At 67.1% G+C, this 12,273-nt stretch carries 11 protein-coding genes and 1 pseudogene; 6 read left to right on the top strand and 6 right to left on the bottom strand.

The annotated features are described in order from the left end of the window. Nucleotides 1-8: 8 nt before the first annotated feature. The 3 genes from D4Q52_RS02080 to D4Q52_RS02070 all read left to right on the top strand — a co-directional run bounded on the left by D4Q52_RS02080 (nucleotide 9) and on the right by D4Q52_RS02070 (nucleotide 1,943). On the top strand, nucleotides 9-989 hold the full coding sequence (locus tag D4Q52_RS02080) for a small ribosomal subunit Rsm22 family protein (protein ID WP_119854891.1): 981 nt from the start codon (nucleotides 9-11) through the stop codon (nucleotides 987-989). A gap of 81 nt (nucleotides 990-1,070) precedes the next feature. Further along, complete coding sequence (locus tag D4Q52_RS02075; RefSeq protein WP_119854890.1) at nucleotides 1,071-1,451, top strand: COG4315 family predicted lipoprotein; 381 nt, start codon at nucleotides 1,071-1,073, stop codon at nucleotides 1,449-1,451. Between the two features lie 219 nt (nucleotides 1,452-1,670). Further along, nucleotides 1,671-1,943 carry a hypothetical protein gene (locus tag D4Q52_RS02070; protein WP_119854889.1) on the top strand — a complete coding sequence of 91 codons (273 nt, stop codon included), beginning with the start codon at nucleotides 1,671-1,673 and terminating at the stop codon, nucleotides 1,941-1,943. A gap of 3 nt (nucleotides 1,944-1,946) precedes the next feature. Here the strand turns inward: D4Q52_RS02070 and D4Q52_RS02065 are convergent, their stop codons facing one another. The 4 genes and pseudogenes from D4Q52_RS02065 to D4Q52_RS02050 all read right to left on the bottom strand — a co-directional run bounded on the left by D4Q52_RS02065 (nucleotide 1,947) and on the right by D4Q52_RS02050 (nucleotide 5,191). Continuing rightward, nucleotides 1,947-3,134: a cytochrome P450 gene (locus tag D4Q52_RS02065; protein WP_119854888.1), complete on the bottom strand. Its 1,188-nt coding sequence runs from the start codon at nucleotides 3,132-3,134 to the stop codon at nucleotides 1,947-1,949. A 93-nt stretch (nucleotides 3,135-3,227) separates the two neighbouring features. Next, a pseudogene (locus D4Q52_RS02060) lies at nucleotides 3,228-4,085 on the bottom strand (class III extradiol dioxygenase family protein). Further along, nucleotides 4,085-4,480 (bottom strand): protocatechuate 4,5-dioxygenase subunit alpha, encoded by a 396-nt coding sequence (locus tag D4Q52_RS02055; RefSeq protein WP_119854887.1) that lies wholly within the window; start codon nucleotides 4,478-4,480, stop codon nucleotides 4,085-4,087. The pseudogene D4Q52_RS02060 and the gene D4Q52_RS02055 overlap by 1 nt, the downstream one beginning before the upstream one ends. A gap of 105 nt (nucleotides 4,481-4,585) precedes the next feature. Then, complete coding sequence (locus tag D4Q52_RS02050; RefSeq protein WP_119855128.1) at nucleotides 4,586-5,191, bottom strand: NUDIX hydrolase; 606 nt, start codon at nucleotides 5,189-5,191, stop codon at nucleotides 4,586-4,588. A 258-nt stretch (nucleotides 5,192-5,449) separates the two neighbouring features. Between D4Q52_RS02050 and D4Q52_RS02045 the strand changes: the two genes are divergently transcribed. After that, nucleotides 5,450-6,790: an acyl-CoA dehydrogenase family protein gene (locus D4Q52_RS02045; protein WP_119855127.1), complete on the top strand. Its 1,341-nt coding sequence runs from the start codon at nucleotides 5,450-5,452 to the stop codon at nucleotides 6,788-6,790. Here D4Q52_RS02045 and D4Q52_RS02040 read toward each other — a convergent pair. After that, nucleotides 6,754-7,383 carry a helix-turn-helix transcriptional regulator gene (locus D4Q52_RS02040; RefSeq protein WP_119855126.1) on the bottom strand — a complete coding sequence of 210 codons (630 nt, stop codon included), beginning with the start codon at nucleotides 7,381-7,383 and terminating at the stop codon, nucleotides 6,754-6,756. The two genes, D4Q52_RS02045 and D4Q52_RS02040, sit on opposite strands and share 37 nt — an antisense overlap. Before the next feature lie 254 nt (nucleotides 7,384-7,637). Here D4Q52_RS02040 and D4Q52_RS02035 point away from each other — a divergent pair, with 254 nt between their 5' ends. Beyond that, a complete protein-coding gene (locus D4Q52_RS02035; RefSeq protein WP_119854886.1) occupies nucleotides 7,638-8,984 on the top strand; it encodes an acyl-CoA dehydrogenase family protein in 1,347 nt (448 codons plus the stop codon). A gap of 467 nt (nucleotides 8,985-9,451) precedes the next feature. Beyond that, complete coding sequence (locus D4Q52_RS02030; RefSeq protein WP_119854885.1) at nucleotides 9,452-11,086, top strand: class I adenylate-forming enzyme family protein; 1,635 nt, start codon at nucleotides 9,452-9,454, stop codon at nucleotides 11,084-11,086. A gap of 280 nt (nucleotides 11,087-11,366) precedes the next feature. On the opposite strand, the gene modD is transcribed toward D4Q52_RS02030, so the two are convergent. Further along, a complete protein-coding gene (gene modD / locus D4Q52_RS02025; RefSeq protein WP_119854884.1) occupies nucleotides 11,367-12,212 on the bottom strand; it encodes a ModD protein in 846 nt (281 codons plus the stop codon). Nucleotides 12,213-12,273: the final 61 nt, after the last annotated feature.

Raw genomic sequence — 12,273 nt, 5'->3', positions numbered from 1 at the left:
GCTTTGCGATGATCTCCCCCGCCCTGCCCGCCGATCTCAAGGCCGCGCTGGAGCAGCTGATGTACGGCACCTCGCGCGGCGATGCCGCGGCGCGCGCGGCTGCTATGTCCCGCACCTATCGCGACGGCGGCACCTCGGCGCCGATCGTCAGTGCGACCGATGCGATCGCCTATGCGGGCGCGCGGATGCCGGGGACGTATGCGGCGGTGGCGGCGAGCCTGAATGCGCTCATCGAGATCACGCCTGACTTCTCACCAAGTACGCTGCTCGATGTCGGCGCTGGGCCCGGCACCGCATCGTTCGCGGCAATGCAGGCGTTCGAGTCGCTGCGGACGCTGACCCTGCTCGACGCCAACCCGGCGCTGCGTGAGCTGGCGTTGACGCTCACGCAGGAGCGTCCGCGCGCCGCGACGCTCGACTACCAACTCGGCGATGCGCGAAAACTGCTGGCGAGCGCGCAGCCCGCCGAGCTGGTGATCGCCAGCTACGTCATCAACGAACTCGGCGACGCTGCGCGCGACCAACTCGCCGATGCGCTGTGGCGCGCCACGACCGGCACGCTGCTGATCGTCGAGCCAGGTACCCCCGCGGGCTATCACCGTATCCTGCAGGCGCGCGCGCGGCTGATCGCGCAGGGCGCGCACGTCGTCGCGCCGTGCCCGCATGACGCGGCGTGTCCCCTGCAAGCGCCCGACTGGTGCCACTTCGTGCAGCGGCTGCCGCGCTCCAGATTGCATCAACACCTCAAGGGCGCCGAACTTCCCTATGAGGACGAAAAATTCAGCTACGTGGCGCTGAGCCGCGCGGCGCCGCCGCTCTGGCCCTCGCGCGTGCTGGCGCAGCCGGAGCAGACCAAGGTGGCGATCACCGCCAAGCTGTGCACGCCGGATGGGCTCAGCACCGCCGTCGCACCGCGGCGCGACAAGGCGGCCTATGCACGCTTCCGTCGTCTCAGCTGGGGCGATGCGATCAGCAGCGAGCCAGAGTAATCAGGCGGGAATAATCGGCGCGCGGCGCTGTTGGTGAGGAGGACGCGCTTGCGTCGCCCCGTTCACCAGGAGTTACTCCGCATGTCCCGCACGCTTACGCTGCTCGCCGCCGCCGGCTTGGCGCTGATCACCACCGCCGCCTCCGCCCAGATGCTCAAGACCGCCGACACCGCCGCCGGCAAGACCTTCGTCGACGCCAAGGGCATGACGCTCTACACGTTCGACAAGGATGCCGGCGGCAAGTCGATGTGCAACGGCCCGTGCGCCACCAACTGGCCGCCGCTGATGGCCGCCGCCGATGCCAAGCCGGCCGGCGACATGACCGTCGTGACCCGCGACGACGGCAGCAAGATGTGGGCCTACAAGGGCAAGCCGCTCTACACCTTCGCCAAGGACACGAAGCCCGGCGACACCACCGGCGACGGCTTCCTCAACGGCGCCTGGCACATCGCCAAGCCGTAAGGCATCGCGCTCACTCTCTCTCGTCATTGCCGGGCTTGTCCCGGCCATCCACGCCTTTCTCGCGTCTCCGTCAGCAAGGCGTGGATGCCCGGGACGAGCCAGGACGAGCCCGGGCATGACGCAGTGCCTACTCGCCGCCTCCTCGCTTCGAAAGGAACGCCGCGCGAAAGGAACGGCGTGCGGGGACCTGCGTTGCAGCCTCGGATCAGGAGGCGCCGCATGCCGATTCATGACCCGCGGACCCGCAGATTATCGCCCAAGGCTGTCACCCGAACGCTGGCGCTCGCCGGCCACGGCCTGATGGGCGTCGCGATCGGCCTCGCCTTCGCGCTGCTGACCACCCGCTCCGACGCTTACGGCATCCGGCCGGCGCTGCTGGCGCTCGACCCGTCCGGCTTCCGGCTCACCGATTTCACCGTGACCTGCGCGCTGGCCTTCGGCGTGGTGACGACGATCACCGGCCTGGCGCTGACGCTGGGCGAGGAGAATTAGTCGCTACGCCGCGTGCCGCGTCGCGGCGCGGTCGACCGTCATCTCCAGCCGCAGCGGGCTGCGGAAGGTGGAGGACGGCATCCAGTCGAGCTGCGGCGCGGCGCGCGTGTAGTCCGGCACGACCTTGTGGAATTCCTCGAACGCGATCTTGATCGCCATGCGGGCGATCGCCGAGCCGAGGCAGCCGTGGACGCCGCCGCCGAAGCCGAGATGGCCCTTCGGCCTGCGCTTCAGATCATAGACATCGGGATCGGCGAACTGCCGCTCGTCGCGGTTGGCGGCGCCGTAGGCGAGGCAGACGAAATCGCCGGCCTTCATGGTCACGCCGTGCAGCGTCAGGTCGCGCTGCAGGCAGCGCTTGAATCGCTGGGCCGAGGTGTTGTAGCGCAGCGATTCCTCGACCGCGTCAGGGAGCAGTGCCGGGTCGGCGGCGACGGCGCGGCGGACGTCGGCGAAATCGGCGAGGTTCAGCGCCAGCATGCTCATGAAGCCGCCGAGCGACTCGATGCCGGCCATGATCAGCGTCGTGGTGGTCAGCAGCACCTCGCGCTCGTCGAGCCTGTCACCGTCGATCTCCGCCGTTGAGAAATGCGAGATCAGATCGTTCTGCGGCGCCGCGCGGCGCTGTGCGATCACGCCGGCCGCGTAGTCCTGCATCCAGGCGTAGGCGGCGAGATGCTCCGGGCCCTTGGCGCGTGTGATCGGGTCGCTCTGCACCATCAGCACGGCCTTGTCGCGCACCGTCTGCTCGTCGCCGAGCGGCAGGCCGAGCGCGGCGAACAACACCCGCACGGTGAATTTCGACGAGAAGTCGGCGATGAACTCGAACTGCTCGCGGCCGCGCAGCGCCTGCGCCGCCTCACGGGCGATGTCGCGCATCGGCTCGGCCAGCGCCTCGAGATTGCGCTTCATGAAGGCGTGCTGGACGAGACCGCGCAGCCGGTCGTGGCGCGGCGGATCGGTGGTGCCGAGCGTGGCGCCGGCGCGGTTCGGCAGCTCGGTCATCAGATTGCCCTGCGCCGAGGAGAACACCTGCCAGTTGGTGCCAGCGCCGGCGACATCGATATAGCGCGACAGCACCCACATCTGCGCCGCCTCGCTCCAATACACCGGATGCTGGTCGCGCAGCACTTTGTACAACGGAAACGGGTCGGCATCGACCGCGGGCGAATAGGGATCGAAGGCGAACATGGCGATGTTTCCTCGGGTGATAGCAATGCGTTGTTTGTTGTCGCTGGATTGCTTCGTCGCTTCGCTCCTCGCAATGACGGCGGCGACGAGTGGCTACGCCGCCCTTGCCAGCTTCGGCCGGTTCTCCAGCAACATGATGCCCGACGCGGTGTTGGAGATCGGCAGATGATAGTTGCGGTGCAGCTCGGTGACGTCGCCGAGCAGCGCGCCGCGCATCGCGACCCAGTTCATGACTTCGACGCCCTGGCTGCCGGCGAGTTCGACCAGCTGGTGCGGGTCGATGCCCAGCAGGCTGTCGATGTCGCCGGTCATCGCGTCCATGCAGCGGCGGTCGAAGGCGGTGTTGATGAAGCCGGCGCGCTCGCCTTCGAGCTGATGCGACAGCCCGCCGGTGCCGATCACCACCACCTTGAGATCTTCCGGATAGCTTTCGATGGCGCGGCCGATCGCCTGGCCGAGCTTGTATCAGCGCCGCAGCGACGGCAGCGGATGCTGCACGGTGTTGACCACCACCGGTACGGTCGGGATGTCGTGGGCGCGCCCGCGGAAGAACAGCTCCATCGGCAGGCTGTAGGCGTGGTCGACCAGCATCTCCTGGCAGGTGACAGGATCGAACTCGGCGCCGACCAGCGTCTCGATGATGTGCCACGACAGCGCGGTGTCGCCGCGGAACGGCTGGCGCACCGGGATGCCCCAACCTTCGTCGTCGTTGCGATACTCGGGGGCGGCGCCGACCGCGAAGGTCGGCATCTTGTCGAGGAAGAAGGCGAGCCCGTGATCGTTGTAGATCACCACCGCGGCGTCCGGCTTGTTGGCGTCGAGCCAGCGGCACGGCGCCTCGAAGCCGTCGAAGAACGGCGCCCAATAGGGGTCCTTCTGCAGACCTTTGGCGATCGCGACGCCGATCGCCGGCACATGGGATGCGGCGAGGCCGCCGATGATCGTCGCCATTAGCTATCCCTCGCCGCGATCAGCTTCGCCTTGAACTGCTCGACCGTCAGTCCGGTCTGCAGCGCGCCGATGTCCTGCATGTTGAGCCCGAGAATGCCGGCGAACTTCGCCAGGTAGTAGGCGTTGCCGCCGAGATCGAGCAGCTTCAAGAGATCGCGCTTGAGCAGCGCCTCGGTCTGCGCCGCCGTCAGGCCGTAGCGCGTGCAATACGCCGCCTCGTCGCGCACGAATTCGGCGCGGTTGCCGGCATCGTTGAACGAGAAGCACATCTTGTTGAGGGCGTAGCCCTTCTGCGCCGCTTCGGGGCCGAAGATCGGCGTGCCGAAGATCTTGCGCCGGCCGGGTGGCCCGTCCGCCGCCCTGGCCCGAGCTGCCTGGCTGGTCGCCTGCCCCATGCCTACTCCTCCCGATCGCCTGCCACCAAACGGCAGCGTTTCGCGAACGATAGGCGGGCGCAGCTACCCCGGATTGAGCCAAATCAAATGATTGTTTCGTCGCCCTCAGCCGCGGCCGCGCAGCCAGGCGCGCAGCCGTTGCAGCAGGCCGATCCGCGCCTCGCCGTCGATCGGCTGCTCCAGCGCCAGCGACGGTGCGTCGGGCAGGTCGGCGATGCCCTCGTCGGCCGCGGCAAGCTCCGGCGCCAAAGCGGTCGCCGCCGCGAGCACCCGCGGACCGACTTCGGCCAGGAACGCCTGCTCATATGCCCGCGTCAGCCGTGCGAGGGCCGCGTCGAGCGGCAGCCAGTCGACGGCGCGGATGTCCTTCATCAGCGGCCGGCTCGGCGCCGCCTCCGCTTCCATCCGCCAGAAGTGCACCACCTTGGAACGGCCGCCGACCTCATAGGCCAGCGTGCCGAGATAGTCGTGCACGGCGGCGACGCGGTGGCCGGTTTCCTCCAGCACTTCGCGCTCGGCGGCCTGGCGCGTCGTTTCGCCGGGCTCGAGCTTGCCCTTCGGCAGCACCCAGTCACCACGTTTGCGCATGCGGACCACGGCGAACAGCGGCGCGTCGCCGCGTCGCACCACAATTCCACCCGCCGCCAGCACCGATGGTCGCAACTCGCATCCCCTCTCCGGGTCGTTCACCCAAGCGCTGTGATAGCGCATCTTGGAGCAGCCCCGCCGGTTCGGTGCCGCCACCCCAATATAGGATTGCTTCGGCCTGGAGCGAGACGCAATCCGGCGCCGGCCCAGATGGGCGAGCTGATCGATACGCGCACCGGTCCGGCTGCGATGGCCGGGCGAGACATCAGCGCGACCTGCGCGAGCTGCCCGCAATTGGAACGGCCTGCACACATTACCGCCATGCCGCACGACTTTAGATATGTGAAACTGTTTTAAGTAGAACCGCCAGAGGGTGGGATGATGGCGATCGACTTCACGCTGACCTCGTATCAGCGACGCCTGCAACGCATCGCCCGCGAATTCGCCAACGACATCCTCGCGCCGCTCGTGAACGCCGCCGACGAGGAGAGCGATCCGCAACGGGCTTTCCAGGCGGTCAAGGGCGCTTACGTCGAGAGCTACAAGCTGGGCTTCGCCACCGGCTTCATCCCGAAGAAATACGGCGGCGGCGGGATTTCCAATCTCGATTTGCAGATCGTGGTCGAGGAGATCTGCGCCGTCGATCCCGGCTTCGCCACCATCCTGCTCGTCAACGGGCTGGCCCTGATGCCGCTGGTGTGGTTCGGCTCCGAGAGCCAGAAGCAGAAATGGCTGCCGCAGGCGACCAGCGATCCGCGGGGTGAGTATCTGGCCGGATGGACGGTGAGCGAAGCTCCGGGCAATCCCGGCGGTACGGCGAATTTCGACGGCGCCGCGGCCTACCCGGCCGGCATCGGACTGACGGCGCAGCACGACCGCAAGAACGGCGAGTACATTCTCAACGGCCGCAAGCTGTGGCCGGTGAACGCCGGCGGCTGGGACCTGCGCGGCGCGGACGTCAACGTATGCATCGTGCGAACCGATCCGCAGGCCGCGGGCTCGCGCGGCCTCAGCGCGATCGTGGTCCCGCGCAACACCGGCGGGATTTCCTACGAGCGGCCGGTGTCGAAGCTCGGCCACCGGCTGTGTCAGAATAATTCCGTCGTGTTCTCGGATTGCCGGGTGCCGGAGGAGAACGCGTTCGCGATCGGGGACGGCGATCTGGTGATCAACAAGGCGTTCACGTGGTCCGGCCCGGTGGCGGCGATCGCGTCGGTCGGCGTCGCGCGCTCGGCTTACGAATACGCGCTGAGCTGGGCCAAGACGCACACCGGCGGCGGCGACCAGCCGATTATCACGCATCAGGCGGTCGCCTACACGCTCGCCGAAGTCGCCATGAAGGTCGAGGCCGGCCGCGCCTTCGCCTGGAAGGCGGCACACTATCACGATCTGCACAACGCCGACGGCCATGCGATCGGCCCGATGGCCAAGGTGTTCTGCAGCGAGATGCTGTTCAACGCGGTGTTTCAGGCGATGAAGGTGGTCGGCGTCAACGCGCTCGACCGGTCGCTGCCGCTCGAGCGCTATCTGCGCGAGGCCGCCGTGTTTCCGCTCTACGATGCCGGCAATCTCGGCATGCAGATGCGCAAGATCTGCGCCGTGATGGCCAGCCCCGATTTCGATCCGCGCGCGATCTCACGCTCGGCCGCGACGCCGTTCGCCAAGACGGCGCCGCCGCCGGAGACTCAGGCCGTCGGCAAGAACCTGAAGCTGCAGGCCTGACCGCCGCGCTGCATGCACTCCTGATGCTCGATCGGCGCGCCCATCAGGCCGGAGAGAAATCCGAGATCGAACTGGCAGACCTCGACATAGTCTTTCGACAGATCGTGGAACACGCAGTTCTTGCACTCGATGCGCGGCAGCTTCTCGCCTTTGCCGGGCGAGATCACCCGCGCGGCGAAGCCGGTCTCGTTCATGATTTTCACGATCTCGACGACGCGCTCGACCCTGGTCTTGCCGACCAGACGCGGAATTGCGGCCGACGACATGTCGACGCCGAGTTCGAACATGTAGGCGCCGAATTTCGATGCGCCGATCTTCTTGCGCAGGCTCTCGAACATGACGCGCGAGAACCATGAATAGCGCTTCGGAAACAGATCGATCCCGCTGTCGGTGAGCGTGTACAGAAAGCGCGGCCGGCCGCCGCTCTTCGACGAGGTGTGCTGCACGTAGCCGGAGCGCTCCATGCCGGCGAGATGCTGCTTCACCGCGCTGCGGGTGAGGTCCACCGCGCCCGCCAGTTCGTCGATCGTCAATCCGGCTTTCACTTCCAGAAGTTTCGCCAGCAGCTTCTGCTGGGTATCGCCGACTATCACCAATCGCCTCCGCTCAGCCCTTGCCCCAGATGTAACCCAAGACCGTCATCGCCGCTGCGTGAATTTCGGCCACATCCTGCACAAAACCCCGACAGCGTGCACGCGCAAAAAGCTAATAGCCAGTTTAAACAGTTTTTACTGCCTAAAACATCTTCTTGTCGTTTGCCGCCCGCGGCCGATGATGGCGGTGTTGAAGCGGGGCGCCGGGCTCTTCGTCTGCAACGATCAGTAATCAGCACAGTGGGAGAACGCGAATGGCGATCGATTTCACGATGTCGGCGGAGCAGCGCAAGATCCAGAAGATGGCGCGGGACTTCTCCGAAGGAGTCCTGGCGCCGGTGATACCAGCGGCCGACAAGGAGCCTGATCCGATGCTGGCCTACCAGATGACCAAGGGCGCCTATGTCGAGGCCTACAAGGCCGGCATCGCGATGGCGATGCTGCCGAAGGAGTACGGCGGCGGCGGGTTGTCGTGCCTCGATTTCGTGATCGCGGCCGAGGAAATCTGCGCCGTCGATCCCGGCTTCGCCTGCACCGTGCTGTGCAACGGCCTCGGCCTGATGCCCGTCGCCTGGTACGGCAGCGAGGAACAGAAGAAGCGCTTCATCGGCGCGGCGACCTCCGACCCGACCGGCACCTATCTGAGCGCCTGGACGGCCGGCGAACCGCCCGGCGGCACCGGCGGCACCGCGAATTTCGACAGCCCGCTGCCGAAGGCCGGCATCGGCATGACGGCGGTGCGCGACGGCGATTACTTCATCCTCAACGGCAAGAAGAAATGGTCGTCGTCGGCGGGCTGGGACGGCCTCGGCAGCAATACGCAGACAGCGATCATTCGTACCGACAGCAGCGTCGGCGGAACCCAGGGGCTCTCAGCGATCGTGGTCGAACGCGGCACGCCGGGGATCACCTGGAAATTTCTCGACAAGGAAGGCCACCGCACCACCTCGAACGCGCTGGTGATCTTCGACAACGCCAAGGTGCCGGTCGACAATCTGCTGCCCGGTGCCGAAGGCAACGGTGACTTCGTCATCAACCGCAACTTCGCCTGGTCCGGTCCGGTGGCCGCCATCGCCGCCGTCGGCGTGGCGCGCGCCGCCTACGAGGACGCCCTCGCGTTCCTCAAGAAGAACACTGCCGGATCGCTGACGCCGATCATCCGCTTCCAGAATGCCGGCTACATCATGGGCGACATCGCGGCGAAGATCGAATCCGCCCGCTACTTCTCGTGGCGTGCGGCGGACTATCTCGACAAGCACGCGCAGCACGCCGAGCTGCTCGGCGCGATGTGCAAGATCAACGTGACCGAGACGATGTTCGAGTGCGTCTACAAATGCATGCAGATCGTCGGCGTCAACAGCCTGTCCACCGAATACAAATTCGGCAAGTATCTGCGCGAAGCCTCGGTGCTGCCGATCTATGACGGCGGCAACATGGGCATGCAGCGCCGCCGCGTGCACGGCGTCATCGCCGAGGAAAGCTTCAACCCGCGCGCAATCATGGACGACGATTTCGTGCCGTTCGAGAAGTCGATGGAGGCGATCGACACCGTCGCCGACCCGATCGCGAAGTCGCGCGGCATCTTGCAGGCGGCGGAGTAAGATCCCGGGACCGGCCGATCTCAGGCCGGTCCCACCTTTTCGGAGTTGCTCACAAACTTCGTCATGGCCGGGCTGGTCCCGCCTGCGCGGCCGTAGCCGCTTCGGCGCGGCGAAGGCCCGGCCATCCACGCCTTTTCTGCATTTCCGCCCGCAAGGCGTGGATGCCCGGCACAAGAGCCTGTGCTCGGGCCGGCGAAGCCGGACCCGAGTGCCGGGCATGACGCGGGGAGAGGCAAGTGCCCGAACCTGAACAGCGCATTTCAGGCCGGCCTCTCAGGATGACGATTCCGCGGTCGAGGCGACGGCTTCGCTTCAATCCATCGATGGATCGATCGCGCCACGTCACGCGCGGACTGGCGGTGAGCGCATCCGCCGGGATAATCTCCCCTGGCACCACCGCAGAGCCGGTGCCGGACCGCAGCGGACACGCCGCGCGGCCGAGAAGAAACGACCACGAGGACACGCGCATGACTTTCTGGGCGGAGCCCGGCATCGGCGGCGAACTGCGCCGCGAAACCCATTACGGCGACCTGACGATGCTGTGCTTCGCCGATCGGCCGCCGCATCTGGCAGCGATGTTCGACGACCTGGTGGCGCGGTTCGGCGACCGCCCGGCGATCGTCGACGATCGCACGCTGAGCTATCGCGAACTCGATGGTGTGGTGCGCGGCATCGCAGGGTCGCTGACCTCGCTCGGCATCGCGCGCGGCGACCGCGTCGCGCTGTTTCTCGGCAATTGCTGGGAATTCCTCGCCGTCACGCTGGCGTGCAACCGGATCGGCGCGCTGCTGGTGCCGATCGGCACAAGGCAGCGCAAGGCCGAGCTGGAATTTCTGCTGGGCAACAGCGGCGCCAGGCTGCTGGTGTTCGAGGCCGAGCTGGCCGACCAGATTCCGTCCGCCACCGAAGCGCCCGAGCTGACGCATCGCTTCGTCGCGCATGGCAGCGCGACCGGCGCGCGGCCGTTCGACGATCTGCTCGCGACAAATGCCGCCGATGTCGCGCCGGCGCCGCTGCACGAGGACGACACCGCCGTGATCCTCTACACCTCGGGCACCACCGGCAAGCCGAAGGGCGCCGAGCTGACGCATCTCAGCATTTTGCACTCGGCCTACGCGTTCGCACGCGCGCATGACCTCACCGAACACGATCGCGGCCTTGTCGCGGTGCCGCTGTCGCATGTCACTGGTCTCGTCGGCGTGTCCTATGCGACGCTGGCGGCCGGCGGCTGCGTGGTGCTGATGCGGCAGGCCTACAAGACGCCGGATTTCCTGGCGATGGCGAGCCGCGAACGGATTACGTACTCGATCCTGGTGCCGGCGATCTACACGCTGGTGGCGATGGCGCCGGAGTTCGATCAGCATGATCTCTCCGCGTGGCGGATCGGCTGTTTCGGCGGCGCGCCGATGCCGGTGCCGACCATCGAGATGCTGAGCAAGCGGCTGCCGCAGCTGCAGCTGCGCAATGCCTATGGGGCGACCGAGACCACTTCGCCGACCACCATCATGCCGCAGGCCTGTTGGCGCGATCACATGGACAGCGTCGGCCAGGTGATCCCCTATGCGCAAGTCCGCGTCGTCGATGCGGACGACCACGAGGTCGCGCCCGGCGAGCCCGGCGAATTGCTGATCGCTGGACCGATGGTGGTGCCGCGCTATTGGCAGCGGCCGGACGCCAACGCGACGGAGTTCGTCGACGGCTATTGGCGCAGCGGCGACATCGGCTCGGTCGACGCCGAGGGTTTTGTCCGGGTGTTCGACCGCAAGAAGGACATGATCAACCGCGGCGGCTTCAAGATCTTCTCGGCCGAGGTCGAGAACGTGATCTGCGGCATCGACGGTGTGCTGGAGACCGCGATCATCGGCACGCCCGACCCGGTGCTCGGCGAACGCGTCAACGCCATCGTGGTGACGAGTGAAGGCGCGAGCCTGAACGAGCGCGACGTCGCCGCCTACTGCGCGGCGCGGATGTCGGACTACAAGGTGCCCGAAAGCATCATCATCCGCTCGGAACCGCTGCCGCGCAACGCCAACGGCAAGATCCAGAAGATCGTGCTGCGCGACACGATCGCGGAGCGGGCGGCGCGGCATGGGCGGGTGTGATATTTGGCGTGAACCTCGGTGCTCATTCGTCCAAAGGCACTCGCACATCCGTCATTGCGAGCTGAAGCGAAGCAATCACGCAGTGCACGAGGCTGGATTGCTTCGCGTCGCTCGCAATGACGGCGAGTCCTGCCCTCGCCCAGCAGCGATCCGGGTGAGGGCACTCCGCTCCGCGAATCGCTGAGTCACTGCCTGGGGCCCCCTCACCCCAGCCCTCTCCCGCGAGCGGGAGAGGGGGCGCGCCGTGCTCGGGGCAACTCTGCGGCTTAACAATGACTTGTTAGTTCACTTGCTTTTTGATCTTCACCTGCACGTCCCGCGGCTTGGCCATGTAGGGCGCGGAGGTGACGAGGACGTCTGCACCCGCTCGCGCATAAGCGGCGGCGTTGCTGGCGTTGATGCCGCCGGCGGCGGCGATGATCGGGCGGCGGGGCGCGGCGGCGAGTTGCGCGGCCAGCGCGGCGACGTCGGCGGGAGCGAATTTCTCCAATTGCAGCACGTCGAAGCCGGCGTCGGCGGCGGCGAGCGCTGCGTCGATCGAGGATACTTCGGTGATCAACTTTTTCTCCGGCGCGGCGGCGCGCAGCCGCGTGACGGTGGCGGCGAGCGGTTCGTCGAGAAACGCGCGGTGCTCGGCGAACACCAGGATGGTCTCGGACAGGCCGAACCGGTGCATGCCGGCGCCGCCGGCCTTCACGGCCGCGACCGCAAACCGTTTGGTACCGGGCGTGCTCTTGCGGGTGCAGGCGATCGCGATGCGGGGCGACACCGTGCGCGCCGCGTCGACGATGTCGGCCGTCGCGGTGGCAACGCCGGACCAGATCTCGATCAGCGTCTGCGCCACCTTCCAGCCGCGCAGCAGAGCCGCCGCCGTGCCATGCGCGCGCAGGATCGGCGCGCCGGCAGCCAGCCGATCGCCCGATTTGGCGGTCAGCTCGACCTCGCAGCCGCACAGCCGCAGCAGCGCGGCGGCGTCTTCGGCCAGCGCCAGCACCATCGCATCACGCGCCGCGAACTCCATCACGCCGGCCTGTCCGCCGATGCCGAGTGCCTCGGTGGTCAGGTCGCCATACGGTACGTCGTCGTCGAGCAGGCGCTCCAGTTCGGCAATGGTGACGGCAGGCATGCGGGCTCCTCGGGCGTGGTCAGGACGCGGCGCGAAACTGCGTGTTACGGCCGTTATGTCC

Source organism: Rhodopseudomonas palustris (assembly GCF_003591005.1).
Taxonomy (GTDB): Bacteria; Pseudomonadota; Alphaproteobacteria; order Rhizobiales; family Xanthobacteraceae; genus Rhodopseudomonas; species Rhodopseudomonas palustris_K.
The sequence above is the reverse complement of the archived record's forward strand: the minus strand, read 5'-3'. Positions and strand labels throughout refer to the sequence as shown.